We start from the raw sequence: 26896 nt of genomic DNA on the forward strand, positions 1-26896 counted from the left end.
ATAGACCCTTTTCAGAAACGGAGGGTGAGCGAGGCGCTGGCGTTGCGGCCCGGTTGGGTGAAGGCGATGGGCGGCACATCAGCGGCACCCGCGGGCAGGGGGCGCGGCACGCCGAGGCCGCGGACGTCGGACCACCAGGCATAAGTGGCATTGGTCAGGTTGAAGATACCCGCACGCAGCGTCAGCGCGTCCGTCACCCGGGCGAACAGCGTCGCGTCCAGGATCGTGAAGGCGGCGGGCCGGAAACATTCCGTACTGCACAGGCCGGTGGTATCCCGGGCCGCCTTGCGCGCACTGTGCGTCATGATGACCTGGCCGCCGAAGCGGCCATGGTCCGGCTCGCGCCAGCCGATGCCCATCACCAGCTTGAGCGGATCGACGGTGGCAAGCGGCCTGCGGGCGTCGTTGGCGGCGATCTGTTGGCCCTCGGCATAGGACAGGGCGAGTTGCCCGGTCAGGCCATTGCGCGCCCGCCCCTCGAAGCGGGCCTCCGCGCCCTTCACCTTGGCGCGGTCGAGATTGACGAACTGGTACAAGGCGGGGTCGGCGGGCGTGAAGGTGCCGCCCACGACCTCCTGGCTGATGAAGTCGCGATAATCGGCCCGGAAGACGCTGGCCGACAGATCGACGACCTCGCTGTTCAGGCGCAGCCCCGCCTCGATCGCCTCGCTGGTTTCCGGGCGCAGGTTCGGGTTGGGGATCGAGGTATAGCCAAAGGCCAGGTTCGAGAAGAACTGGTTGATCTGCCCCGGCTCGGGCGCCCGGAAGCCGCGCGCATAGCTGGCGAACAGCCGCAAGGCGGGGGCGAGGGTCAGGACCGCGCCGATGCGCGGGCTCAGCCGGTCCGCCGATTGGGCGGCGCCGACAAATCGGGGCAGCAGCGGATCGCGATCGGGCGACAGACGATACCAGTCGTAGCGCAGGGCGGGATGCAGGGTCAGCGGCCCGATGCCGATCTCATCCCCGACAAAGGCCCCGGCCAGGGTGAAGCCGGTCGTCGGAAAGGCGCGCGTCGGAAAGGTCTCGCCCGCAGGCGGAACCGTGCCGTCGCGCAACCCGCGCTGGCGCAGCACGCTGATATCGGCGCCCGTCACCAGCCGGTGGGTGATCGGACCGGTCGAAAAGCCCAGCCGTATCTCGCCCGATCCGCCATAGACCCGGTTTTCCAGCGTGTTGAGCCGGGTGCGGTCGGCCAGCGTCACCCGGTCCTCGGCGCTGAACTGGCGGTTGTCCGCGTCCTGGACATAGGCCGCTGCGCGCGCGAACTGGACGAGCCCGGCCCCGTCATAGGTCCAGTCGAGCCCGGCGCGCCATCGCTTGCCCGTGTCGCGCGCCTGCAACCCCGCGACATTGCGGTTGATCCCGGTCAGCACATCGGTTTCGATGCGGTTGTCGAGATACTCGCCGGTGGCGCGAAGGCGATGCCCGGGCGCGACGTTCCAGACCAGCTTGCCGAGCAGCGCATTGGCCCTCCCGTCCTGCGGATTGGGTGCGGTCCGGGTGACGCCGGTGCCCTCGACATCGCCCTTGTTCTTCAGTTCGGAAAAGTCGCGCCGCGTATAGGCCAGCATCGCCGATACCGCGCCCGAACGGCCCGCGACGACCCCCGACTGGGTGAATTCCTCGTCCGCCGAATTATACTGTGTCCGCAGCGAGCCGCCGAACGCCTTGCCGCCCAATATGTCGGCGGGGTCGCTGGTGGTGAAACTCACCGCCCCCGCCAGACCGTCGCTGCCGTACAGGGCGGAGGCGGGCCCCCGCAGAAATTCGACCGACTTGATCAGGCCCAGATCGACATAGTCGCCGCGCCCGACATCCTGCGCGCCGAAGCTGAAGCCATAGGGGACACGGACGCCGTCGACCTGGATCAGGACGCGGTTGCCGCCGATGCCGCGAACGACGAAGCCCTCATTCCCCGCGCGGCCCGTCGTGCCGAGCGCCGCGCCGAAGCGGGTGGGCGCGCGCCGGACGCTGATCCCCGGCTCGAAGCGGACCAGATCCTTGATATCGGTCGCCAGTTCGTCCGCAATCTCATCGGCGTTCTTGACCGAGACGGTCACCGGCGCATCCTGGGCCTGGATCGGTGCGCGGGTTGCGGTGACGACGACATCACGCTGCTCCGTCGCGTCTTCCTCGCGCACAGGCTGTCCGAGCGCTGCCATCGCGGCCAGCGTCAAAAGCATGAATTACCCCTTTAGATATTAACAATCATTCTCATTAAGCAGCGTCAGAGAATGCATGCAACAAAAAATGTGAGAATGAGTCGCATTACCTATTGGGGTGACTGGCGGGGTTGCGTGTTTCGATACTGGGTTGAGGCAGACGCCGCATCACTACGGCCGCGTCTCGCCTGCGGCCATCCCATGGATAAACCGAATGGGTCCCTGGACCGTTATCGCAGCTCGCCCACACATGGGAGCGCAGCTGACCGCAACTACAGTCATTCAGAACGTGATGTTTGAGAACGGCGTCGAAATGCCGCAGCGATCTGGCGGCGTCCCGTTATTCAGGAGATTGGCAAGTTCGCCGCGCGTAGTCGCGCCCCCTTCGGACCATGTCCGGATCGAAGGGGGCAACGCAATCACGCCAAGGTGAACATGCCCGCAAGCCCCTCGGCCTCGGCCGATGGGGCGACCCAGAGACGGAAGGCGCCGGGCTCGGTGGTCGGCTTCAGGTCGCGACCGGTGAAGGACAGGTCGGCGCGGGTGAGTGTGAAGGTCACCTCCTGTGTCGCGCCGGGTGCCAGGGTGACGCGGGTAAAGGCTTTCATCACGCGCACCGGCTGGGTCACGCTGGCCACGACGTCGTGGATATAAAGCTGGACCACTTCGGTCGCCGTCATGCGACCGCTATTGGTGACGGTCGCCCGGATCGTCAGCGGGGTGTCGCCCATGGTCTGGCTGCTCAGGCGCAGGTTCGAATAGACCATCTCGCCATAGGTCAGGCCGTGCCCGAACGGGAACAAGGCACTGTTCGGATGGTCGCGAAAATGCGTCTTGTAGGGCTGGAGTGCCCCCGGCGGGTTGGGGCGGCCCGTGCTGCGATGCGCATAATAATAGGGCACCTGTCCGCTGGCGCGCGGGAAGGAGACGGGCAGCCGCGCCGAGGGCGACACTGCGCCGAACAGCACATCGGCGATGGCGGGGCCGTCCTGCGAGCCCAGGAACCACGTCACCAGCAGGGCAGGAGCCTTCGCCACCGCGCCGGTTAGGGCCAGCGCGCGCCCGGTGCGCAGCAGTACGACATAGGGTTTGCCGGTCGCGGCGATCGCTTCGGCCAGTGCCTGTTGCTCGGCGGGCACGGTGACCTCGGTGCGCGATTGCGCCTCGCCCGACATATTCTGCGTCTCGCCGATCGCGAGAACCACGATATCGGCGTTGCGCGCCGTGGCGACGGCACGCGCCACATCGCTGCCATCGTCCAGGGTCGCACCGGCGAGCGTCTCACGCACTGCCGTCACCAGATCGACGGCCTCGCGGTCGGTGCCATAGACGTTCCACGGCCCGATCAGGTCATGCCCGCCGCCCGCAAAGGGTCCGATCAGCGCGATCTTCTTGCCCGAACGGGGCAGGGGGAGCAGATCGCCCTCGTTGCGGAGCATCACGATGCTGCGCGCGCCCGCCTCGCGCGCCAGGGCCAGCGTCTGGGGTGTGCGAATCCGTGCCTTTTCGCGCGCCGGGTCGATGCGGCGGAACGGATCGTCGAACAGGCCGAGCGCGACCTTGAGCGCGAGCACGCGGCGCACCGCCTCGTCCAGCCGGGCCAGCGGCACTTCGCCCTTCTCGACCAGATCGGGAAGATATTTGAGATACAGGCCGCTCTGCATCGACATGTCGACCCCGGCCAGGAAAGCCAGCCGCGCCGCATCGCGCCCGTCCTTGGCGAAACCGTGCGCGATCAGTTCCTCGTCGCCGGTATAGTCGGAGACGACCAGTCCGCCGAACCCCCATTCCTTGCGCAGGACGGTATCGAGCAGCCAAGGGTTGCCGGTGGCGGGTATTCCCGACAGATCGTTGAACGAGGCCATGACGGTCGGCGCTCCGGCCGCGAACGCCGCCTGGAAGGGCGGGAAATAGATGTCGCGCAGCGTCCGTTCCGACACGTCGACGCTGTTATAATCGAGCCCCGCCTCGCCCGCGCCGTAAGCCACGAAATGCTTGGCGCAGGCCGCGACGGCATCCGGTGCGGCAAGGCCGCTGCCCTGAAACCCCTCGACGCGCGCCGCCGCCATCAACCGGCCGAGCAGCACATCCTCCCCCGAACCCTCGACGCCGCGACCCCAGCGTGCGTCGCGGGCGATGTCGACCATGGGGGCAAAGGTCCAGTCGATCCCCGAGGCCGCCGCCTCGACCGCCGCCGCGCGGGCGGTCCGGCGCGCCAGATCGGGGTCGAAACTGGCCGCCTCGGCCAGCGGCACCGGAAAGACGGTGCGCAGGCCGTGGATGACGTCGGCGGCGAACAGCAGCGGGATCTTCAGCCGCGATCGGCGCACCGCCTCGGTCTGCATCCGGCGCGCCATCTCCGCACCGTTGCCGTTGAACACGCCGGTCATCTCGCCCCGGCGCACCATGCGCAATTGCGTGTCGAAGCTGGACGCCGCGCCCGCCGGATTGAGCGAGGTCGCCGCGCCCCCCGCCCAGGCCGCGGCGAGCAGGTTGAGTTGCCCGGCCTTTTCGGCCAGCGTCATGCGCGGGATCAGTGCCTCGACCGTCGCGGGAAGCGGTCGTTCGGCGACGAGGGAGAGCAGGGCGCGTGCCGGACTGGCCGACCATGCCAGCGCCGCACCCGCCCCGGCCAGCCATGCGCGCCGTGAAATCCGCCGATCCTGCCCGTCCATCCTGCTCCCTTTCCATGTCATTTCGATGCCGTCTACGCCGTTGCCCGGATCCTATTCCAGGCCGCCGTCCGGATTTCGTTACGCCGACCAATCGACCGATTGATTGTCATGTCGGCTTCATGTAAGCGGTTTCTGTAAGCGGTTACAAGCCCGCGATACAGAGAGGATGCTTCAGCCGGCCATGTCGCCTGCCCGACCCACATCTGCCCCTGCCGCCACTCCGGCGGCGCAAAGGGCCCATGCGACGATCCATGACGTCGCGCGGGTGGCGGGCGTCTCGGTCGCGTCGGTGTCGCGGGTATTCAACGGGCGCGACCACGTCCGCGCGGAGATGCGTACACGCGTCGAGGAAGCGGCCGCGCAACTGGGCTATGTCCCCCATGCCGGCGCGCGAAGCCTGAGCATGGCACGGACCGGCGCGATCGGGGTGGTGCTGCCCGACCTGCACGGAGAATTCTTCTCCGAATTGCTGCGCGGTATGGACCGCGAGGCGAGCACGCGCCGACTGGGACTGTTGCTGACCGTGCTTCACGACGGGCGCGGTCTCGACACGCTGACGGCGCTGCGCGGGCAGGTCGACGGGCTGGTGGTGATGGCGCCGGAACTCGACCCCGATGTCCTCGCCCGGCACATGCCGCGCGGGCTGGCGGCCGTGTTCCTGGCCTGCGCGCCACAGGTCGGCAGCCCGAACCTGCGGATCGACAATCGCGCCGGGGCCGCCGCCGCCGTCACGCATCTGGCGGCGGGCGGGGCGAAGCGGATCGTCCATATCTCCGGCCCCGCGGGCAATCTCGACGCGCAGGAGCGGCGCGCGGGCGCGGAGGCCGCCGCCGCCGAGGCGGGCGTGGCCCTAAGCGTGATCGAGGGCGACTTTCTGGAGGCCAGCGGCACCAAGGTCGGCGAACGCGTCGCGGCGGGAACGCTGGCGGCGGATGCGATCTTCGCCGCGAACGACATGATGGCGATCGGCGCGCTGATGGCGCTGAAGCGCCATGGCATCGCGGTGCCGGAACAGGTGGCGGTCGCCGGGTTCGACGACATTCCATTGGCACGGCTGGTGAGCCCGGCGCTGACCAGCGTTGCGATCGATATCGCAGCGATGGGCGCACGGGCCGTGGCGCAGCTTGCCGCGCGGATCGCGGGCACGCGCGAAGAATCTTCGGGAGACGCGTCCACCGGGGCGGACGAGGTCATCGTCCCGCATCTGATGGTGCGTGAAACAACAAGAGAAACGGACAGGGGATAGGTTTATGACACGGAACGCTTTCAGGCTGGCGCTCGCCGGGGCGACGATGCTGGCGGGGCTGGGTGCCGCCACGATGTGGAGCGCGCCCGCCATGGCGCAGGCCGGGCAGGCGGCGCTGCGCGGCGTGATCCGCACCGCGCCCGACAATCCGCTGCAGGACGTGACGCTGGTCGAGGTCGACACCGGCTTTCGCCGCACGGTCGTGCCCGGCGCGGACGGCAGCTATAATTTCCCGTCGCTGCGGGCTGGCGCCTATCGGCTGGAGATCCGCCTTCAGAACGGCACGCGCAATTCGGACCAGTTCACCTTGCGTGTCGGGCAGAATGCCGGGCTCGACCTCGACCTGACCACCGCCCCGGCACCGGCCCAGCCTGCGCCGGGCGACAATACCGCCGGTGAGACCGCGCCGCCGCCCGCCGAAGCGCAGCAGGGGGACATCATCGTCACCGGCAGCCGCATCCGCTCGCTGTCCGGCGGGCAGGTCGGCATCAACATCACGCCGCGCCTGATCGAGCAGTTGCCGCAGAACAGCCGCAACTTCCTGGCCTTTGCCGACCTCGCACCCGGCGTGCGCTTCATCGAAAGCTCGGACGGCAGCTCGCGCATCCAGGGCGGGGCGCAAGGGAGCAACTCGGTCAACGTCTTTATCGATGGCGTCAGCCAGAAGGATTACGTGCTGCGCGGCGGCCTGACCGGCCAGGACAGCTCGCCCGGCAACCCGTTCCCGCAGCTCGCGATCGGCGAGTATCAGGTGCTGTCGTCCAACTACAAGGCGGAGCTGGACCAGGTCAGCTCGGTCGCGATCATCGCGGGCACCAAGTCGGGCACCAACGAATTCCATGGCGAGGGCTTTTTCGACTTCACCAATCAGAATCTGCGCGACCGTCGCCCGACCGAAATCTATCCCGCCAAGATCGCCAAGATTCCCTCGGAGGACAAGCAGTTCGGCGTCGCGCTGGGCGGCCCGATCGTCAAGGACGTCGCGCATTTCTTCGTCAGCTATGAGGGCAAGCGGCGGCAGGTGCCGATCGACATCCTGCCGACCAACGGCGTCGCGGTGTCGAGCCTGCCCGCCCAGTATCGCGACATTTTCGGGTCGTTCAACTCGAGCTTCCGGCAGGACCTGTATTTCGGCAAGATCGACCTCGAGCCGACCGACAAGGACCTGGTCGAGCTGACCGGCAAATATCGCAACGAGACCGGCGTGCAGATCGGCAACGGCAATGCCGCCTTCTCCACGCGCACGCTGAGCAAGGTCAACGAGAAGCGCGGCATGCTGCGCTGGCAGCATAGCGAAGACTCGTGGATCAACGACGTGCGCGTCTCCTATGAGGATGTCGCCTGGTCGCCGCAGCCCGCCGAGAACGGCATCGGCCAGCAGTTCCGCACCACGACGCGTAACGGCAGCAGCGTGTCGACCTTCGACCTGTTCCGCACCGGCGCCGGGCTGGGCTTCCAGGACAAGGGGCAGAAGGGCTGGACCGTCCAAGACGACTTCACCTGGACCGGCGTCGAGAACCACACGTTCAAGGTCGGCGCGAAGGCGAAATGGGTGACGCTCAACTCGCTGGAGCAGAACCTGATCAACCCGCTCTATCTCTACGACACCACCTTGCCCTCGGCGAGCGGGTTCAACGACCAGATCCCCTACAGCCTGCAATTCGGCGCGAACGGCAGCCTGGGCGATCCGCGCATCCGTTCGAAGAACTTCCAGCTGGGCCTGTATGCGCAGGACGACTGGGACGTGACCGACCGGCTGACGCTGAACCTCGGGCTGCGCTGGGATTATGAGCGGACCCCGGCGTTCCTCAACTATGTGACCTCCGCCGAGAACGTCAACGCGGTGTCGCCCGCCAACTATCCGAACCTCGTCAACGCGGATTACAAGATCAGCGACTATATCTCGACCGGCAGCAACCGGAAGGCGTTCAAGGGCGCATGGCAGCCGCGTGTCGGCTTCACCTATCGCCTGGACGAGCAGGGCCGGTTCGCGGTGTTCGGCGGCTATGGCCGGTCGTACGACCGCAACCAGTTCGACTTCCTGCAGCAGGAACTGGCCAATGGCCGTTTCCAGCGCCGCGAGTTCCTGTTCCAGGGTGCCGACACGATCAATCCGTGCACGCCCGGACCGAACTGCATCCCCTGGAACCCGATCTATCTGACCGACGCCGGTCGCCAGCAGCTGATCGGCAATGGCAGCCCGGGCGGGCGCGAGTTCCGCTTCATCAACAACGATCTGAAGGTCCCCTATTCGGACCAGTTCAGCCTGGGCGTTCGCGGGCGATTCAACCCGGTCGAACTGGAGGTCGGATATACCCGGATCGTCAGCAAGGACGGCTTCGTCTATCTGCTCGGCACGCGCCGTCCCGACGGGTCGTTCTTCGCGCCGTCGCCGACCACGGGCGCGCCGCAGGGACCGAACACCAGCTTCGCGCCCAGCGGTTACGGCGCGATCATCCTGGGCGACAATGGGCTCGAGACGCGCGCGGACTCGGCCTATGCCAAGCTGACCAAGGCCTATTCGGCGGCCTCGCCGTGGAGCATCGACGCCACATATACCTTCACCGCGGCGGTGGATAACCGGCCGAACAACGACCAGTCGTCCTACTTCCTGCTCGATTTCCCCAAGGCGTCGGATTACCCGATGCTGCGCTCGGGCGTGGTGCCGCGTCACCGCTTCGTGGTGGCGGGCAGTGTCGACACGCCGCTGGGCGTGACGATGTCGGCGAAGTTCCAGATCGAGAGCCCGACCTTCCAGCGCGCGCTGCTCGACACGGCGACGCCTTATCAGCGGACGCTGGTCGGATCGGAAGTGTTCGGACTGGGCGATCGCTGGGGCCGTCGCCAGCTCGACCTGGCGTTCACCAAATATGTGCCGTTGAAGTTCATCAGCGATGCGACGCGCATCCGCTTCCGCGTCGACATCATCAACGCGATGAACGACCGCAACTATGTCGACTATAACAACGACCCGAGCGACACGACGCGCACGCCCGGCTCGCCGAGCCTCTATCGCGAGGTGTCGACCTACAGCATCGGCGGCAATCCGCCGCGCACGGTGAAGCTGTCGGCCGGCTTCAACTTCTGATGCGTCCTCCACCGTCGCCCCGGCCAGCGTCGGGGTGACGGTATAATTTCGAGAATCATCGCATGACGTTCGATCGACGCGATATCCTGCGCGCCACCGCGCTGGGCGGGGCGGGGTGGCTGGCGGGGTGCACCGCCGGGCCGCTCGCGCCGAAGCGGGCGCCGCTGCTGGCCTTCCCCGGCGCGCTGCCCAGGGTCGGCACCACCCCGGCGAGCGCCAGCGATCCGCTGATGGACGATATCCAGCGTCGGACCGTCAGCTATTTCTGGAACACCACCGATCAGGCGACCGGGCTGGCTCCCGATCGCTGGCCGACCCCCAGTTTCGCCTCGATCGCGGCGGTCGGCTTCGCGCTGACCACCTATCCGATCGCGGCGACGCGCGGCTGGATTACCCGAGCCGCCGCCGCGCAGCGCACGCTGGCCACGCTGCGCTTCTTCGCGAACGCCCCGCAAGGGCCGGACAAGGAGGGGATGACCGGCTATAAGGGGTTCTTCTATCATTTCCTCGGCGTCACCAAGGGGCATCGCTTCGCCCGGACCGAGCTGTCGACGATCGACACCGCGCTGTTGCTGGGCGGCGTCCTCTTCGCCCAGACCTGGTTCGACGACGAGGCCGACCCGGCCGAGCGGGAAATCCGCGCGCTCGCCGACCAGCTGTACCGCGCGGTCGAATGGGACTGGATCACGCCGCGCCAGCCCTTCGTCTCGATGGGCTGGCATCCCGAGAGCGGGTTCATCGGATCCGACTGGAACATCTATAACGAAAGCCTGATCCTGTACGTCCTGGCGCTGGGCTCGCCGACCCATGCGCTGCCGGCCACGACCTGGGACGCATGGACGGCCAAGTTCGACCCGTCCTGGGACGAGAAATACGACAATCCGTTCACCGCCTTCCCGCCACTCTTCGGGCATCAGTACAGTCAGGTCTGGATCGACTTTCGCGGGCTGATGGATACCTATTCCAAGCGGCGCGGCTTCGATTATTTCGAGAATAGCCGCCGCGCGACCTATGCGCAGCGCCGCTATGCGATCAACAACCCGGCGGGCTGGCGCGGCTATGGCGAGAATGTCTGGGGGCTGACCGCGTGCGATGGGCCGGGGGATTTCGTGCGCGAGATCAACGGGCGCAAGCGTGAGTTCTTTTCCTATTCGGCGCGCGGCCCCGGCGACCGCGACGACGGCACGATCGCACCCACCGCCGCACTGGGCTCGGTGGCCTTCGCACCCGAGATCGTGTTGCCCGCAGCGCGGGCCATGTACTCGACCTATGGCACCGCCATCTATGACCGCTACGGCTTTCGCGACAGCTTCAACCCGACGCTGACGCTGACCGACGTCAAGCTGCAGCATGGCAAGGTGGTGCCCTATATCGGCTGGGTCGCGGACGATTTCCTCGGCATCGACCAGGGGCCGATCGCGTGCATGATCGAAAACTGGCGCAGCGGCCTGATCTGGAAGACGATGCAGAAGAACCCCTATATCCGCGCCGGGCTGGAACGTGCCGGGTTCAAGGGCGGCTGGCTGTCCCCGGCATAGCCGATGTCTTTTTAGCGACCCCGGGCCCCCGTGGAGGCATCGGCGTGCCTGGCGGGTCGGTCGGGTTGCTTTATCTCTGGCCTGGGTTGGGTTAGTCCGTTCCCCCATAGGGTGGCAGCAAGCGCATGACGGCTTTCTGATCAACAGCCGGGGGCGGACGACATATGGATTTTGGCAAGGACGAAGGCAGACCGCCCGAGCATGGCCCGATGATGACGGAGCGGGTGCGCGCCCATGACTGGGCCGCCTCGTCGGTCGGTGCCATGGCGGACTGGCCGCAGAGCCTGTGCACCGCTGTCGACATCATGCTCCATGCCGGTCAGGCGATGTGTCTGATCTGGGGGGCGGATCGGATCCAGATCTATAATGATGAATATACACGGATTTTGGGCGACCGCCATCCTGCCGCCCTGGGGCGGCCCGCCAGCGAGACATGGCCCGAGCGATGGGACGTCCTCCACCCGTTGATCGACCGCGCCCTTTCCGGCGAGCGTGTCGCCGTCCGCGATCAGCCGGTCACCATGACCCGACACGGCGTCGACGAGCAAAGCTGGTGGGATTTCGCCTATTCGCCGGTTCACGATGAAAGCGGGCGAATCGCGGGGCTGTTGAATATCTGTTCGGACGTCACCGAGCGGGTTCGCGCCTTGCGCGACCGAGATATGGCGTTCGAGAATCTGCGGGAACGCGAATCTTTCACCGGCAGCGTCCTTGCCAGCTCGACCGATTGCATCAAGGTCCTCGATCTGGAGGGCAGGCTGGCCTTCATGAGCGATGGCGGGCAGCGGGTGATGGAGGTCAGCGACTTCAACGCCATCGTCGGCTGTCCGTGGCCCGATTTCTGGACGGGTAACGGCAATCGGGATGCCAAGGCTGCCCTGGAGGCTGCGCGCGCGGGCCAGTCCTCCAGCTTCATCGGTCGCGCCAGCACCATGAAAGGCAACTGGAAATGGTGGCATGTTGCGGTCAGCCCCATTTTCGACGCCGATGGGCGTTGGGACCGTATCCTGTCGGTCTCGCGCGACATCACCGAATTGCGCGAGAGCGAGGAAGAGCGCGACCGCTTCGTCCGGCTGGTGGAGAACAGCACCGATTTCGTGGCGATGGCCCATCTCGACGGGCGCATATTCTACATGAACGACGCCGCCCGCGGCATCGTCGGGCTGGAGGACGTGGACTATACCACGCTCTCGATCGCCGATTTCTTCCTGCCTGACGCCCTCGAAATCGTGATGCACGAAGCGCTCCCGGCCGTGGCCGAGCGGGGAAGCTGGTCGGGCGACGTGCTCTTCCGGCATTTCGGAACCGGCGAGCTGATCCCGATGCTCTATTCGGTTTTCCCCATCACCGATGCGAGCGGCGAAATGGTCGGATACGGGACGGTCACCCGCGACATTCGCGAGCGTAAGCAGGCCGAAGAGGATATGCGGTACCTCAACGGCGAACTGGCCCATCGCCTGAAGAACGTGCTCACCGTCATCCAGTCGATCGCGCAGCAGACGTTACGCAATTCGCCCGATACCCAAACCGCCGGAAAGGCCCTGTCGGCGCGCCTCGTCGCGCTGGGCGGCGCGACGGACATCCTGACCGGCAAGTCGTGGCGCTCCGCCGACCTTCGCGAACTGGCGGAGCGCACGCTGGCCCCGCATGGCGGCATCGGCGAGCGGATCATCATCGACGGTCCGCCGATCGTCCTGCAACCGGAAGCCAGCATGGCCTTTGCCCTGGCGCTGCACGAGCTGGCGACGAACGCCGCCAAATATGGGGCCTTGTCGAACCATACGGGTATCGCCACGCTGCATTGGTCGGTGGAAGGCGTTGGCGGCGACGCGCGGCTGTCCGTGCAGTGGTCGGAGCGCGGCGGTCCGCCCGTCATTCCGCCACGATGCAAAGGCTTTGGTTCGGTCCTGATCGAACGATCGCTCCGTTCCTATTTCAGGGAATTGTCCGCGACGGATTACCGTCCAGAGGGATTGATGCTGAAGCTGAGGGGGCGCCTGGCGGACGCCGCCCTCTGAATCAAGTCGCAACCTGGGGCCGGTCGCGCGAATGCCGATCCGCCCCCCAGCGCGCGGGCCAGGGCGACGGTGGCGGTCAGGCGTTGGGTTTCCAGGGACAGCGCGCTTTGCTGGTCGCGAAGCAGGTTCTCCTGGGCGGTGGCGACGTCCAGATAGGTCGCAGCGCCCTTGATATAGCGGTCCAGCGCGATCGCACTGGTGCTGGCGGCGGATCGTACCGCCTGATCCTGCGCGGCCTGGGCCTCGTCGAGGTGATGCAGCGTGGCGAGGGCGTCCTCGACATCCTGAAATGCCCCCAGGGCCCGCGCCCGATAGTCGGCAGCGGCGGCGTCCCAGTCCGCTCGCGCGGCGGCGACATCGGCGCGACGCTTGCCGCCATCGAACAGGTTCAGGATCGCGCCCGGTCCGATCGCCCAGAAGATGTTGGGGGCCGCGACCAGTCCCGCCAGCGCCGTGCTCTGAAATCCCCCCGTGCCGCCCAGCGTGATCTGGGGAAAGAAGGCCGCCTCGGCGACGCCGATCCGCGCATTGGCCGCCGCCATGCGCCGCTCCGCCGCCGCGACATCGGGACGCTTGGCGAGCAGCGCCGAGGGAACGCCGACCGGAACGCTCGGCAGATGGAGCGGGATATCGCGACGCGGGATGGAGAAGATCGAGGCGGGCTGGCCGACCAGGCTGGCGATCGCATGTTCGGTCACGGCGCGATCCGCCTGCAACGCGGCATATTGGGCGCGCGCTTCGCCGAGCAGTGCACCGGCCCGGCCGACATCCATGCCCGTCGCGATGCCGCCGCGAAAGCGGTCGCGGGTCAGCGCATCGGCCCTGGCAAAGGCATCGATCGTCTGGCTGAGCAGCGCCAGTTGCTGGTCCTGCCCCCGCAAACGCACGAAGTCGGCCGCCAATTGCCCCTGAAGGGCGAGCTTGACCGCCGCCAGATCGTCGCGGCTGGCCTCGGCGAGCGCACGACCGGAGGCGACCGAGTTGCGCACACGCCCCCACAGATCGGCCTCATAGGATATGTCGCCCCCCAGCGTCGCGGCGGTATAGAAATCCGGCTGGGAGCCGCCACGCAGCGGACGCTCGTCCGACTGTCTGTTGCGCAAGAGGCTGGGCGTCAGTTCGACACGGGGAAACAGCCCCGAACGCGCGCCTGCGAGCGTGGCTCTCGCCATGTCATAGCGGGCCAGCGCCCCCGCCAGCGTCGGGTTGTCGCTGTCGATCCGCGCCTCCAGCCGGTCGAGCAGCGGATCGCCGAAGCCGGTCCACCAGTCGGCGGTCAGGGCGGCGGTCAGGGCGGTGGTCGCGGTATCGACCGGCTTCCATATCGCGTCCCCGGCGGTCGGCATCTCCTTATACGCGACGGGTGTGGGCAGGACCGGCGGGCGATAGGCCGGGGCCATCGAACACCCGCCCATCAGCGCGAGTGTCGCGCCTGCGACCCAGCGGCGGAGCGGTTTAGCCATGACGCGTCTGCCCCACCCTGACCAGCTCGCCCTGCGCCAGCGAGTCCGGCGGGTTGTCGACAATCTGTTCGCCGGGGGTGATGCCCGACAGGATCTGCACGGTCGGGCCATCGTCCTGCCCGATATGGACCTGATGCATCACGACATGGCCGCGCGGGTCGACCGTGGCGACCTGTGGCCCGCCGGCACCGAACAGGATCGCGCTGGACGGCACCTGCGCCGCGCCCGGCTGTCCGGGTAGGGCGAAACGGGCCTGGGCATAGCCGCCGGGCTTCAACAGCCCATCGGGATTGTCGGCGAACAGCTGGACACGGAAGGCGCCCGATTGCGGATCGACCGCGCTCGACAGGCCTGCGACCGTTGCGGTGAATGGGCGGCCCGGAAAGGCGGGGACGGTCAGCGTCGCGGTCATGCCAGGCCTGATCGTGGCCGACAGCGATTGCGGTACGCTGACATAGACGCGGATGCGGTGCGTGTCGGCGACGCCGAACATCGGCGCCTGCGTGGCGGCACCGGGACCGACGAGATCGCCGACCTCGGCATTGCGCGCGGTGACGACCCCGGCAAAGGGCGCGCGGACCACGGCATAGCGCTTCATCGCCTCCAGCCGCGACAGGGCGGCGCGCGCCTCGGCGACACCCGCAGCCTTGACCGCGAGATCGCCGTTCTTCTCGTCGACTTCCTGCCTGGACACCGACGAAGTGGTCAGCAGGTCGCTCCAGCGGGCGGCCGTACTGCGCGCCAGCTTCTCATGCGCGACGGCACTGGCCAGCGCGGCACGCGCCTGGCCGATCTGCTGGTCGAGTTCGGGGGTATCGATCACGCCCAGGGCCTGACCGGCCGCGACATGGGCGCCGATATCCTGCGACCAGCTGCGCACATAGCCGCCGACACGGGGCAACAGCCGTGCGGCTTCCCAGGCCTCCAGCGTGGCGGGCAGGTCGAGCGTGTCGGTCGCCGCGCCGCCCTTGACGGGGATCAGGTGGACGGTCGGAATGGCATTGGTCGTGGACCAGCTGGCCGCCGCCGCGACGTCATGGCTTCGGGCCAGGATTCCCACACCCACGGTGCCGATCGCCAGGACGGCGGCGGCAAGACCTGCGATCTTCAGGCCCTTGGGGCTGGGGGTGTCGGCCGACACAGCGAGGGCCGGGGCGGCGTCATGCATGGATGGCTTCTCCGATGGGCATCAGGGGGGAGGGCACGGTCGCCTTCCGGCGGCGGTGCGCGATGGCGAAGACGACGGGAACGAAGACCAGGGTGGCGAGCGTGGCGCACAGCAGGCCGCCGATGACGGCCCGGCCGAGCGGCGCATTCTGCTCGCCGCCTTCGCCCAGACCCAGCGCCATCGGGGCCATGCCGATCATCATCGACAAGGCGGTCATCAGCACCGGGCGGAAGCGGGTGGCGCCGGCCTCCATCGCCGCCTGGATCGCATCGCCGCAGTCCGCCAGCCGTTCACGGGCGAAGCTGACCACCAGCACGCTGTTCGCGGTCGCCACGCCCATACACATGATGGCGCCGGTCAGGGCGGGCACGCTGAGCGGCGTGTGCGTCGCGAACAGCATCCACACGATCCCGGCGAGCGCGGCGGGCAGGGCCGAGACGATCACCAGCGGATCGACCCAGCTCTGGAAGTTCACGACGATCAGCAGATAGATCAGGATGACCGCGCCCGCGAGGCCGAGGATCAGGCCGGTGAAGGCGGTGTTCATCGTCTCCACCTGTCCGCGCATGGCGACCGTGGCGCCCTTGGGCAGCTGGCCTTTGGTCTGGGCCAGGACCCGGTTGATGTCGGCGGCGACCGCGCCCAGATCGCGACCCTGCGGCGTCGCATAGACGTCGAACACCGGCTGCACCGCGTAATGCGAGACGAGTGCGGGGCTGGGTTCGCGGTGCAGCGTGCCCAGCGCCTGAAGCGTCTGGAAGCTGCCCGGCGCACTGCCGGTGATCGGCAGATTGTCGAGCTGTTCGATGGTGCTGGCGCGATATTGCGGCGACTGCACCACGATCGGATAGGACACACCGTTCTTCGGGTTGAGCCAGAAGGTCGGCGCGACCTGCGCGCTGCCCGCCAGATTGACCGACAGGCTGCGGGTCACGTCGTTTTCGGTGATCCCCAGGCGGCTGGCCTGCGCGCGGTCCACGTCGACCGCATATTCGGGATAGTTGGACGCCTGTTGCAGGCGGACATCGGCCAGCCCCGGCACCTTCGACAGCCGGGCGACGAGCATCCGGGCATAGGCTTCGTTGCCCTTGGTATCGGGCCCGGCGACCTGCACGTCGATCGGGGCGGGCGAGCCGAAGTTCAGGATCTGGCTGACGATGTCGGCGGGCAGGAAGGCGAAGGACGAGCCGGGGAAATCCCGGGGCAGCTGTTCGCGCAGCGCCTTGACGAAATCGGCGGTCGGGCGGTGGTCTTCCTTCAGCGTGACCAGGATGTCGCCGTCCTGCGGACCCACGCCCCCGGTATTGGAATAGGCGCGGTTGATGCCGCTGACCGGCAGGCCGATATTGTCGACGATGGTGTCGAGCTGGTCGGCGGGAATGACCTGGCGGATGCGGTTCTCGATATGGTCGAACAGCGCCGCCGTCTCCTCGATCCGGGTGCCGACGGGGGCGCGAACGTGGAGGCTGATCTGGCCCGCATCGACCGCGGGAAAGAAGTTGCGGCCCAGCATCGGCACCAGCGCGAACGACATCAGCACCACGATCATGAAGCCGATGACGAAGGGCCGCCGCCGGGCGAGCGCGAAGGCGAGCAGGCCGGTATAATAGCCTCGCACCGCCTCGAACCGGCGTTCGAAGCCGTGCTGGAACCGGCGCAGCGGGTTGCGGCTTTGCGGGCGTCCGGCCTGTGCGTCGTGGCTGACCATCACCTGGGCGGTGTGCGCCCCGCCATGATCGCGCAGCAGGTAGTTGCCTATGGTCGGCACCAGCGTGCGCGATAGGATGAACGAGGCGATCATCGCGAACACCACCGCCATCGCCATCGGCGCGAACAGGAAACCCGCCACGCCCGGCAGGAAGAACATCGGCACGAAGGCGATACAGATGCACAGCAGCGAGACGAAGGCGGGGCCGACGATCTGCCTGGCACCGTCCAGTATCGCGTCGCGCACCGACTTGCCTTGTTCGAGATGCCAGTTGATATTCTCGATCGTGACGGTCGCATCGTCGACCAGGATGCCGACTGCCAGCGCCAGCCCGCCCAGCGTCATGATGTTCAGCGTCTGCCCGGCCAGCGCCAGTCCGGCGATGGCGGCCAGGATGGCGAGCGGGATCGAGGCGGCGATGATGACGGTCGACCGCCACGAGCCGAGGAACAGCAGGATCATCAGGCTGGTCAGCGCGGCGGCGATCACGCCTTCGCGCATCACGCCCGATACCGCCGCCTTCACGAACACCGACTGGTCGGAGAGCGGTTTGACGCTCAATCCCGGCGGCAGCGTCGCCGCCAGCCTGGGCATCAGCGCCTTGACCTGATCGACGATGGCGATGGTCGAGGCCGACCCGCTCTTCAGCACGGTCATCAGGACCGAGCGCGCGCCATCGACGCGCACTTCATTCCGCTGCGGCGGCGAACCGTCGCGGACATGCGCCACGTCGCGCATCATGACGGTGGTCCCGTCGATCGTCTTGATCGGCAGGTCGTTGAGCGCGTCGATCGCTTCGGGACTGTTGTTCAGGCGGAGATTATATTCGTACTGGCCGATCCTGGCGGTCCCGGCGGGCACGATCTGGTTCTGCTGCGCCAGCGCGTTCGCAACGTCGGTCGCCGACAGCCGATGCGCCTGGAGCGCGGCGGGATCGAGGTCGATCTGGATCTGGCGTTCCTTGCCGCCATAGGGGGAGGGGATCGCCGCCCCCTGCACCGAGGCCAGTGCCGGGCGGATCATGTTCTGGCCCAGGTCATAGATTTTCTGCTCGGACAGCCCCTTGCCCGACAAAGCGAGTTGCAGGATCGGCACGGTCGAGGCGTTGTAGTTCAGGATCAGCGGCGGGGTGATGCCCGGCGGCATCTGCTTCAGCACGGTCTGCGAGGCGGAGGTCACCTGTGCGGTGGCGGTGCGGATGTCGACGCCGGGGCGGAAGAAGATCTTGACGATGCCGACGCCGGACAGCGACTGGCTCTCGATATGGTCGATGTCGCCGACCGTCGAGGACAGGGAGCGCTCGTAATAATAGATGACGCGCCCCGACATGTCGCGCGGCGGCAGGCCGCGATAGCTCCACACCGCCGCGATCACGGGAATGCGGATGTCGGGAAAGATGTCGGTCGGTGTCTCGACCGCCGCGATCCCGCCCCCCAGCACGATCAGGATCGCGAGGACGACGAAGGTATAGGGCTTGCTGAGGGCGAGCTTGACGAGCTGAAGCATGGGCGTCCCGGTGACCGTCAGGGATGGGCGGTGTCGGCGACGGCGCGGGGATCGAGGGGGTGGGGAACCCGCTGTCCGTCGTCGACGGGGGCTCCATCGCGCCAATCGCGGGCGCAGGCGACTTAAATGAATTTCACGCCGACGCCGGGGGCAGCGAGATGCGCACGCACAGGCCCGGCGCCGCATCGGACAGGCTGAGGCGGAAGCCGTGCAGGTGCAGGATCGCCACGACCAGGCTGAGGCCCAGGCCACTGCCGGGAATGTCCTGCATATCCTGCCCCCGGTGGAACCGGCGCAGCACCGCATCGCGTTCGCCGGTCGCAATGCCGGGGCCGTCGTCCCGAACCTCGATCGCGCGTCCTTGCGCGTCCTCGACCAGGGCGATCGCGACACGACCGCCGGGGCGACCGAACTTGATGCCATTGTCGAGCAGGTTGCTCAGCGCCTCGAACAACAGCTTGTCGTCGCCATCCACCGCCCATGGCCGGGTCGCGACCGACAGGGTGATGCCGCGATCCTCGGCCAGCGGTTCGTAGAGCTCGGCCACCTGTGCGACGAGGATGCCCAGATCGATCGTGCGGAACCCGGCACGGCGTCGCCCCGCCTCCAGCTCGGAAATGCGCAGCAAGGCGGCGAACCGCTCCAGCACCAGATCGAGATCGGCGGTCGCCTGTCGGATGCCCGCCGTCACCTCCACGGCATCATGCGGCCGGTGATGCAGCGCGTTTAGGGTGGCGCGGACGCGGGTGAGGGGGGTGCGCAGATCATGGGCGATGGCGTCGGTCGCGCCCTTGACCTGGGCGACGACGCGGCCGACCTCCTCGACCGTCGCATTCACCGTCGTCGCGAACTGGTCCAGCTCGTCATGCCGCCCCGCGATCGGCATGCGGACCGAGAAGTCGCCTGCCGCGATCTCCCGGCTGGCGCGTTGCAGGGCCCGGACCCGGCGGAGCGGCGCCCGGCTGAACCAGATGGCGGCGGTGGTGACGCATAACAGGGTCAGCAGGCCGCTGACGATCAATGTCTCCAGGATCGTCCGGCGCAGGTCGCGCAGCAGGCTGATGTCGCGCCCGACCAGCAGCGTTTCTCCCTCGCGGGTGTGTAGCGCGACCAATCGCAAGGGGCCGCGCGATCCGCCCTCGACATCGACGGGCAGGCCGGGGGGCAGGGGGCGCAGCAGGCGGATATTGCCGACGACCGGCGTGCCGTCGGCGGCGATCAGCGACAGATAGTTGAAACCGGCACGGTCGCGGCGCAGCTCGTATCGGATACGGTCGGGCAACTGGTCGGCCGGGACCTGCAACAGGCGCTGCGCGGCGGCATGAAGGATCCGATCGCTGCGCGCGGTCAGGTCGCGGGCGGTCGCGGCATAGACGACGCCCAGCATCGCGATCAGCCCGATGACGAACACCGCCCCCAGCATGGCCGAAAGCCGGAATGTGCTGATCCGGATGATATCGCGCCAGCGCAGCGGAGCGTCAGCCTTCGAAGAGATATCCCTCTCCCTTCACCGTCAGGATCGGGGACGGTCGGCCCGGCCGGTCGATCTTCTTGCGCAGCCGGGCGATATGGACGCTGATGAGATTGGCCCCCGGATCGAAATAATAGCCCCAGACGCGTTCGAAGATGATCCGCCGGGTCATGACCTCCCCGCGATTGCGCATCAGGAATTCGAGCAGGCGGAACTCCATGTGGAGCAGCCGGACCGGCTCGCCATCCACCTTGACCGTGCGGCGGACCAGGTCGCATTCGATCCCGCCCCCGCGCAGCACCACCGCCTCGGCCTGTTCGCGCCGCCGGAGCAGCACCTCGACCCGCATCGCCATTTCGGCGAAATCGAACGGCTTGGTCAGATAGTCGTCGCCGCCCGCGCGAAGCCCCGCAATCCGTTCGTCGACATCGCTCAGGGCGCTGAGCATCAGGACGGGAATGGTGACGTGCCGTTCGCGAAGCCGGGCGACCAGGGTCAGGCCGTCCAGTCCGGGCAGCATCCGGTCCAGCGTGATCGCGTCGAACGCTTCACGGGTGGCCAGGTCCAGCCCGCTATCGCCATCGGCGGCCCGGCTGGCGTCGTGCCCGTGCCGATCCAGTTCCGCCATGATCGCCGCAGCGGTGGCGTCGTCGTCTTCGATGACCAATATGGCTGCCATGGCGCATGGCATAACGCCACAGCCGTGGCGTGGCCAAGGCGCATCGGCGCAGGTGAAATTCATTTAAGTCGGCAGTCGCGACCTTCGGGACGACAGAGGCGCTCTCACGGACTCGGTTCAAAAGGGTTTCGCATGCGCCGCTCCCGCACATGGATGATCGTTATCCCGCTCGGCCTGATCGCCTCTCCTGCCATGGCCTTGCGGAACGAGAGGGACATGAGCAACGACTGTTTCGACGTGGCGGCCCCCATGGCCGAGGCGACACCCTGTTTTGAACCCGGCCGTCGCCCCCGCCCCCATCGCCTCCACCATGATCGAAACGTGATCGGCTCGGCTTCGAAAAGACGCGATACGGCAAGCGACGGCGTGCGGCGGAACCCGGCCGAATAGCCGTCGAGCGGGCACATGCCCCCGGCGGACGGCCGCCCGTCGAAAGCGAAATAGGCCAGTCGATAGAGGGGCTTACCGCCCCTTTTCATAAACCTGCCCTTTACGTTATGCCGATAGGGCGAACGGATGGATTGTCGGTTCCCCTGTCATGGAATGTCTCGACCACGGCGTCGCCCGTCCCGTTTTCCGGCATCCGGCCTTCTCGCCAGGATTGCCGCCGATCGGCGCGGAAATGTCATGCTGTTATGGGCGTTTTTCCTGATCCCGCTCGTGGCCCTCGTCGGATCGGCGATCGACCTCGGCACCGAATATGTGGCGCGCAAGCAGATGCAGATCGCATGCGATGCGGCGGTGCTGGCCGGTCGGCGCGCGATGACCAACGGGACCGTCGATGACGGCGTGCGGGCCGAGGCGGCCAAGTTCTTCAACTTCAATTTCCAGCAGGGCATGTTCGGATCGAAGCCGTTCACGCCCTCCATCTCCAGTGCCTCGACGGCGAAGACGACCGTCGTCATCAATGCCGCCACCACGATCCCGACGTCGCTGATGCGGATATTCGGCTTCGCCGAATTGCCGGTAAGCGTCAGTTGCAACGCCTCCCAGGATTTCGTGAACACCGACATCGTCTTCGTGCTGGATACGACCGGCTCGATGCGGGACAAGGCGACGTCCAGCGACTCCCAGACCAAGATCGAGGCGCTGCGTTCGGCCGTGCTGGCGCTGTACGATCAGCTTGCACCGGTGCAGAAGCAGTTGACGGCTTCCGGCATGCGTCTTCGCTACGGCGTCGTTCCCTATGCCAGTGCCGTGAATATCGGAAAGGCGATCCGCGCGGCCAATCCCAATTACATGTTGTCCGGCCCGTGGACCTATCAATCCCGGCAGGTCGTGACCGAGGCTATGGGCTCAACCGATTGCTCGAACCGGAATGGCAGTTACAGTTCCTGGACCGGTCGTTGCACCTATTTCCGGTATCTGCCTCGGATTTTCGACACTTCGCAATACGTGTCGGGAGCAACTGTCGATGTAGCGCAGCTCATCGGCACCGCCGATTACAGCGGCGATACGCCGGTCAAAACTACGCCCAAAAACGTCACTTGGGCAGGATGCGTCGAGGAGCGGCAGACGGTGCGTATGGGATCAAGCGCCGGGGCGATTCCGTCGGACGCCACGGATCTGAACATCGATCTGATACCGAACAGCGATGCGACGAAATGGAAACCCTATTGGCCGGAGGTCGAATATACCAGCTATCGGTTATCGGGAATCTACGAGAACGACCCTTATAAGCCGCAATTTGCCTGCCCGTCTCCAGCCGCTTCTATGCAGGGATGGACGCGGGATGACCTGAACAATTATCTCAACACTCTCGTCCCTGATGGTGGCACCTATCACGACAATGGGATGATGTGGGGGGTGCGCTGGGCCTCGTCCGGAGGCATTTTTGGCAGCAATAACCCCGAAAAGTACAACATGATGCCGGTCAAGAAGTACATCATCTTCATGACGGACGGGCTTTTTGAGACGGGCTATAGCAATCTATATTCGTCCTACGGCGTGGAATCGCTTGATGGTCGCGTCACGCCCGGTGGCAATTATTCCAACAAAGCCGATCAGCTCGCCCGCCACAAGCAGCGCTTCAACCTGCTGTGCTCGCAGGCCAAGTCCATGGGATATTCCATCTGGGTGATCGGCTTCGCCACGTCGCTTGACGCGTCGCTGACCAATTGTGCGAGCACGCCCAGCCAAGCGTCCACCTCGTCAGATCAGGCGGCGTTGATGACGCGTTTCGTCGAAATTGGCAAGAATATCGGCGCATTGAGGCTGACCCAATGAGGGCGGGATGTGGGGGTGCGCTGCGCCGTATCGGCCGCGATCGTCGGGGCGCCTCGGTCGTCGAGTTCGCCCTGATCTCATTGCCCGCCATCGTGATCATGTGTGGCCTGTTCGACCTGGGCTACCGCCAATATGTCGCCACGCAGGTGCAGGATGCGCTGGACCGCGCGGCCCGGCGGGTCACGATCGGGACCAGCACGACGTCCGCGCAGTTGACCGCGATGGTCTCCGACAGCGTCAAGGCGATTTCGCGAGACGCCGATGTCGTCGTCGTTCCCACCAGCTACGGCAAGTTCCAGCAGGTGGCCAAGCCCGAGCCGATCACCACCGACACGCCGCCGCTGGGGCAGTATAATGCCGGGGACTGTTTCCTCGACATCAATGGCAACGGCGTCTGGGACGCAGACGGCGCACGCGCGGGCACCGGTGGTTCGGACGATGTGGTGCTGTACACCGCGACGGTGACCTATCCCGAGATCGTGCCGATGAGCCGGTTGATCGGCTGGAGCGGGATGACCAGGCTGACTGCCACGACCATGTTGAAAAACCAGCCCTATGCCTCGCAAGCCGAGCCGGTGACCCTGTGCCGATAACCTGTCCTGCCAGGCGGCTCGTCCATGTGACCGGCAATCGGCGCGGCGTCGCGATGATCGAGTTTGCGCTTGCCGCGCCGGTTATCCTGTTCGTTGGCCTCGGCGGGATCGAGGTCGGCAATTACGTCATTGCGAACCTGCGGGTTTCGCAAATCGCGATGGCGGTCGCGGACAATGCCGGTCGGGTCCGCACCACGATCGACGAAGCCGATGTGACGGAGATCATGATCGGCGCGATGAAGATGGGGGAACCGCTCTCCCTGGCGTCCAAGGGGCGGATCATCCTGTCCGATCTCGAACAGCGGACATCGACCACCGGAACGGGCGGCAAGGGACCGGTGTCGGCCACCAACCCCAACGGATACCGTCAATGGTTCCGGTGGCAGCGTTGCGCCGGTGCGCTGGCGGCCCCGTCATCGATCGGCGGTCCGATGAACGATGCCGGGGCCCCGATCATCAATCTGGACGACAAGACGAATGACGATCATGGCGCGGTGGAAACCGCGTCGACCATCGACGGCGTCGGCAAGGCGGGGAGCCAGATCGCCGCGGCGGGCGGCACGGCCGTGATGGTGGCCGAGGTCGTCTATGATTACCAGCCCATCGCGCCGGTCAGCCTGATCACCACGGCGTTCGGCAAGCTGAGAATCAAGCGCGTCGTCGCCTTCAACGTCCGCGAGAGAACCAGCTATTCCCTGCGCAATGACGGCAATCTGACCGGAGCCAAACGCGCGGACTGCCAGATATACGGCGCGGCGGCTCCGACGGTGTAAGCGCCGCGTCGCAACCGCCCCAGGCGTCCGGTGGGATGAACCCGATCCGCCGGACGCCCAGGCCGAACCCCTAGGCGGCGTGTTTGCTGGATCCCGGCTCGCCTACGTCTTCCTCCGGCTTCATCAGACCGGGGCGGCCCAGCAGATAACCCTGCGCTTCGTTGCATCCCTCCGCGCGAAGGAATTCGAGCTGCGAACTGGTCTCCACACCCTCGGCGAGAATGGGAATCGCCAGGCTTTCCCCCAGCGCCAGCACCGCCCGGATGATCGCGGCCGATTGCGGTGCGATATCCAGTTCGGTCATGAACGAGCGGTCGAGCTTGATCTTGTCGAAGGGGAAGGAGCGCAGCGTCGATAGCGACGAATAGCCGGTGCCGAAATCGTCCATCGCGATCGACACCCCCAATGCCTTCAACTGGCGCAATACATGCGTCGTGCGCTCGGGGTCCGTGATCATCGCGGACTCGGTGATTTCCAGTTCCAGTCGGGTGGGTGCCAGGCCGGTCTCGATCAGTATCTGATGGACGAGCCGGGGCAGATCGACGTGACCGAGCTGGACGGGGGACAGGTTCACCGCGATTTTCCAGGGAAGGGGCCAGGCCGCCGCTTCCTGGCAGGCCCGTCGCAGGACCCATTCGCCGATCGGCAGGATCAGACCCGTCTGTTCGGCAATGGTGATGAACTCGAACGGCGAAACATTCGTGCCGTCGGGTTTCGTCCAGCGCAGCAGCGCCTCGTAACCGGTGATCTCGCCCGTCTCGACCGATGCCTGCACCTGCCAGTGGATGGCGAACTGGTCATGGTCCAGCGCGTCGCGCAGTTCGGTGGCGATACGACGACGGGCGCGGACCGTCTGGTCCATTTCCTCCTCGTAAAAGCAAAAGTCCGTCGCAATGCTCGATTTCGCCCGGTACATGGCGAGATCGGCATTGTTGATCAGCGCCGAAATCTCGTCGGCGTCCTGCGGCCACAGCGCGACACCCACACTCATGCCGCAGCTCAGCGTCGAGCGGTCATATTCGACGGGCATGGTGATCGCGGTCCGCAGGCGATCGATCAGGTCGATCGCATCCTCGTGACTGTCGATGCCGATCAAGGCGACGAATTCGTCGCCGCCCAGGCGGGCCAGGAACTCGCCGGGCCGCGCCAGCGCCTTCATCCGCATGCCGATCGTCGCCAGCAGATGGTCGCCCGCGGCATGGCCATGCGTGTCGTTGACTTCCTTAAAGCGGTCGAGATCGATCGACAGCAAGGCCAGCGGACGCCCCGGTCCGTCTGGGGCCGCTTGGCGATGCGACCATTCCAGAAAGGATGCGCGATTGGGCAAGCCGGTCAGCCCGTCATTGCGCGCCAAATGCGCGATGCGCCGCTCCTGCGCCAATCGCTGACGCACGTCGCGAAGGGCGTAGATCATGAAGGATTTCGTCTCGCTCGTATCGACGCGAAGGGCGATCTCGACGGGGATGGGGGAGCCGTCTGCGGCTTGCAGGGTCCGCTGCGCCAGGGAACCGGGCTCGACCGAGCCGATGTCCGAAACCCAGCGGTGCAGCGATTGGCCCAGGACATCGTCGTTGGTGCCCAGAAGCTCGGTGAAGGCACCGTTCGCGGCGACGATCACGCCGCCGCTTTCCACGATCATCGCATCGACGCTGCCCTCCATCACCTGGGCCAGGCGACGCTGCCAGGCGATATGGGCCGACGTATCGAGGACAGAGGTGGCAAAACCCGTGCCGAGAACCAACAGCCCGACCGCCGCGACCGCAAACGCCATGACCATCGTGGCGCTCTGGCTGTCCACCTGGCCCGGCTCCGGGGCGACGGGGATAACCGTCAGGGCCGCCATGCCCGTGAAATGGAGCAGGACAATGCTCGTCACCATGAGGGCGGTGGCAGGCCAGGGATTGCCCCGCTTGCCGCGCGACAAGGCGCGGCGGAACGCCATCGCCCCGAAGACAACGGAGAACAGGATCGACGCGGTCACATAGGCGGGCGACCATTCCACCAGCCCCCTGGCCGCGAAAGCCATCATGCCGGTATAGTGCATCGCGGTGACCGCCAGGCCGAACAGCAGGCCTCCCGCCGCCGAGGCAAATGACTGGCGACGGGCCGCGACGGCCAGTGCGATCGAACTGCCGAAGATGGCGATAACCAGCGAAAGGGCGGTGAGCAGCGGGTCATAGGCGACCGCCACACCCGGCTGGTATGCCATCATCGCGATGAAATGCGTGCACCAGATGGTCGCGCCGGTCGATACGCCGCCCATGAACACCCAGGCCAGAAGGGTGCCGGGATCGGCGGAGCGCAGCCGCTGGAGCAGTCTGATCGTGATCGCGGACCCCGTCAGGCAGAATATCGCCGCGAGCAATACCAGACGCAGATCATGGTCATAGGCGAGGCAGGTTAGAAAGCGCATCGGTCCTCCAGACCGGCGGCGATAGAAACATAAGTTAAATCAGTGGCTAAAATGGACAGTTAAGGGAAATGGTTAATTTCGCCCGATGGGCGGCGACCGGCACATTCCGAACCGACGGCAAGGGCGATTTCCGGTGGAATGTCATGATGAACGGGAGGGGCATGTCGAG

General features: G+C 66.4%; 15 protein-coding genes. 7 read left to right on the forward strand and 8 right to left on the reverse strand.

Annotation, left to right across the window (positions count from 1 at the left end):
• Nucleotides 1–11: 11 nt before the first annotated feature.
• Together GGQ89_RS07435 and GGQ89_RS07440 are read right to left on the reverse strand one after the other, a co-directional pair.
• Nucleotides 12–2183 carry a TonB-dependent hemoglobin/transferrin/lactoferrin family receptor gene (locus GGQ89_RS07435; protein WP_184105279.1) on the reverse strand — a complete coding sequence of 724 codons (2172 nt, stop codon included), beginning with the start codon at nt 2181–2183 and terminating at the stop codon, nt 12–14.
• A 398-nt stretch (nt 2184–2581) separates the two neighbouring features.
• Nucleotides 2582–4837 (reverse strand): glycoside hydrolase family 3 N-terminal domain-containing protein, encoded by a 2256-nt coding sequence (locus GGQ89_RS07440; protein ID WP_184105280.1) that lies wholly within the window; start codon nt 4835–4837, stop codon nt 2582–2584.
• Between the two features lie 166 nt (nt 4838–5003).
• Between GGQ89_RS07440 and GGQ89_RS07445 the strand changes: the two genes are divergently transcribed.
• The 4 genes from GGQ89_RS07445 (at nt 5004) to GGQ89_RS07460 (ending at nt 12727) form a co-directional block, all read left to right on the forward strand.
• Nucleotides 5004–6083: a LacI family DNA-binding transcriptional regulator gene (locus tag GGQ89_RS07445; RefSeq protein WP_240456446.1), complete on the forward strand. Its 1080-nt coding sequence runs from the start codon at nt 5004–5006 to the stop codon at nt 6081–6083.
• Nucleotides 6084–6087: 4 nt separating this feature from the next.
• The gene (locus GGQ89_RS07450; RefSeq protein ID WP_240456445.1) at nt 6088–9171 is read left to right on the forward strand and encodes a TonB-dependent receptor; all 3084 of its coding nucleotides are present in this window, start codon (nt 6088–6090) and stop codon (nt 9169–9171) included.
• A gap of 62 nt (nt 9172–9233) precedes the next feature.
• Complete coding sequence (locus GGQ89_RS07455; RefSeq protein WP_184105281.1) at nt 9234–10709, forward strand: glucoamylase family protein; 1476 nt, start codon at nt 9234–9236, stop codon at nt 10707–10709.
• A 164-nt stretch (nt 10710–10873) separates the two neighbouring features.
• Nucleotides 10874–12727 (forward strand): PAS domain-containing sensor histidine kinase, encoded by a 1854-nt coding sequence (locus tag GGQ89_RS07460; protein ID WP_240456444.1) that lies wholly within the window; start codon nt 10874–10876, stop codon nt 12725–12727.
• On the opposite strand, the gene GGQ89_RS07465 is transcribed toward GGQ89_RS07460, so the two are convergent.
• The 5 genes from GGQ89_RS07465 to GGQ89_RS07485 form a co-directional block, all read right to left on the reverse strand.
• Nucleotides 12667–14190 carry an efflux transporter outer membrane subunit gene (locus tag GGQ89_RS07465; protein ID WP_184105282.1) on the reverse strand — a complete coding sequence of 508 codons (1524 nt, stop codon included), beginning with the start codon at nt 14188–14190 and terminating at the stop codon, nt 12667–12669. The genes GGQ89_RS07460 and GGQ89_RS07465 overlap by 61 nt on opposite strands.
• Nucleotides 14183–15358, reverse strand: a complete 1176-nt coding sequence (locus GGQ89_RS07470) for an efflux RND transporter periplasmic adaptor subunit (RefSeq protein WP_184105283.1) — start codon at nt 15356–15358, stop codon at nt 14183–14185. Before GGQ89_RS07470 ends, GGQ89_RS07465 begins: the two co-directional genes overlap by 8 nt.
• Entirely contained in the window at nt 15351–18572 is a 3222-nt protein-coding gene (locus GGQ89_RS07475) for an efflux RND transporter permease subunit (protein ID WP_184105284.1), read from the reverse strand. The genes GGQ89_RS07470 and GGQ89_RS07475 overlap by 8 nt, the downstream gene beginning before the upstream one ends.
• A 133-nt stretch (nt 18573–18705) precedes the next feature.
• Nucleotides 18706–19995, reverse strand: coding sequence for a HAMP domain-containing sensor histidine kinase (locus GGQ89_RS07480; RefSeq protein WP_184105285.1), 1290 nt, complete (start codon nt 19993–19995; stop codon nt 18706–18708).
• A gap of 55 nt (nt 19996–20050) precedes the next feature.
• Nucleotides 20051–20722: a response regulator transcription factor gene (locus tag GGQ89_RS07485; RefSeq protein WP_184105286.1), complete on the reverse strand. Its 672-nt coding sequence runs from the start codon at nt 20720–20722 to the stop codon at nt 20051–20053.
• A 627-nt stretch (nt 20723–21349) separates the two neighbouring features.
• Between GGQ89_RS07485 and GGQ89_RS07490 the strand changes: the two genes are divergently transcribed.
• The 3 genes from GGQ89_RS07490 to GGQ89_RS07500 are packed head-to-tail and all read left to right on the forward strand — an operon-like array spanning nt 21350 to nt 24314.
• On the forward strand, nt 21350–22948 hold the full coding sequence (locus GGQ89_RS07490) for a Tad domain-containing protein (protein WP_240456443.1): 1599 nt from the start codon (nt 21350–21352) through the stop codon (nt 22946–22948).
• A complete protein-coding gene (locus tag GGQ89_RS07495; RefSeq protein WP_184105288.1) occupies nt 22945–23541 on the forward strand; it encodes a TadE/TadG family type IV pilus assembly protein in 597 nt (198 codons plus the stop codon). The genes GGQ89_RS07490 and GGQ89_RS07495 overlap by 4 nt, the downstream gene beginning before the upstream one ends.
• A gap of 26 nt (nt 23542–23567) precedes the next feature.
• A complete protein-coding gene (locus tag GGQ89_RS07500; protein WP_338112312.1) occupies nt 23568–24314 on the forward strand; it encodes a TadE/TadG family type IV pilus assembly protein in 747 nt (248 codons plus the stop codon).
• 70 nt (nt 24315–24384) lie between these two features.
• On the opposite strand, the gene GGQ89_RS07505 is transcribed toward GGQ89_RS07500, so the two are convergent.
• The gene (locus tag GGQ89_RS07505) at nt 24385–26727 is read right to left on the reverse strand and encodes a bifunctional diguanylate cyclase/phosphodiesterase (RefSeq protein WP_184105289.1); all 2343 of its coding nucleotides are present in this window, start codon (nt 26725–26727) and stop codon (nt 24385–24387) included.
• Nucleotides 26728–26896 lie beyond the last annotated feature (169 nt).

The organism is Sphingomonas yabuuchiae (assembly GCF_014199595.1).
Lineage (GTDB): Bacteria > Pseudomonadota > Alphaproteobacteria > Sphingomonadales > Sphingomonadaceae > Sphingomonas > Sphingomonas yabuuchiae.

Bases quoted from the DNA above. Each gene is read 5' to 3' on its own strand.
- GGQ89_RS07465 (WP_184105282.1), bottom strand. From the start codon at position 14,190: ATGGCTAAACCGCTCCGCCGCTGGGTCGCAGGCGCGACACTCGCGCTG.
- GGQ89_RS07460 (WP_240456444.1), top strand. From the start codon at position 10,874: ATGGATTTTGGCAAGGACGAAGGCAGACCGCCCGAGCATGGCCCGATG.
- GGQ89_RS07475 (WP_184105284.1), bottom strand. From the start codon at position 18,572: ATGCTTCAGCTCGTCAAGCTCGCCCTCAGCAAGCCCTATACCTTCGTC.
- GGQ89_RS07495 (WP_184105288.1), top strand. From the start codon at position 22,945: ATGAGGGCGGGATGTGGGGGTGCGCTGCGCCGTATCGGCCGCGATCGT.
- GGQ89_RS07440 (WP_184105280.1), bottom strand. From the start codon at position 4,837: ATGGACGGGCAGGATCGGCGGATTTCACGGCGCGCATGGCTGGCCGGG.
- GGQ89_RS07450 (WP_240456445.1), top strand. From the start codon at position 6,088: ATGACACGGAACGCTTTCAGGCTGGCGCTCGCCGGGGCGACGATGCTG.
- GGQ89_RS07470 (WP_184105283.1), bottom strand. From the start codon at position 15,358: ATGCATGACGCCGCCCCGGCCCTCGCTGTGTCGGCCGACACCCCCAGC.
- GGQ89_RS07435 (WP_184105279.1), bottom strand. From the start codon at position 2,183: ATGCTTTTGACGCTGGCCGCGATGGCAGCGCTCGGACAGCCTGTGCGC.
- GGQ89_RS07485 (WP_184105286.1), bottom strand. From the start codon at position 20,722: ATGGCAGCCATATTGGTCATCGAAGACGACGACGCCACCGCTGCGGCG.
- GGQ89_RS07480 (WP_184105285.1), bottom strand. From the start codon at position 19,995: ATGCTGGGGGCGGTGTTCGTCATCGGGCTGATCGCGATGCTGGGCGTC.
- GGQ89_RS07490 (WP_240456443.1), top strand. From the start codon at position 21,350: ATGCTGTTATGGGCGTTTTTCCTGATCCCGCTCGTGGCCCTCGTCGGA.
- GGQ89_RS07445 (WP_240456446.1), top strand. From the start codon at position 5,004: ATGCTTCAGCCGGCCATGTCGCCTGCCCGACCCACATCTGCCCCTGCC.
- GGQ89_RS07505 (WP_184105289.1), bottom strand. From the start codon at position 26,727: ATGCGCTTTCTAACCTGCCTCGCCTATGACCATGATCTGCGTCTGGTA.
- GGQ89_RS07455 (WP_184105281.1), top strand. From the start codon at position 9,234: ATGACGTTCGATCGACGCGATATCCTGCGCGCCACCGCGCTGGGCGGG.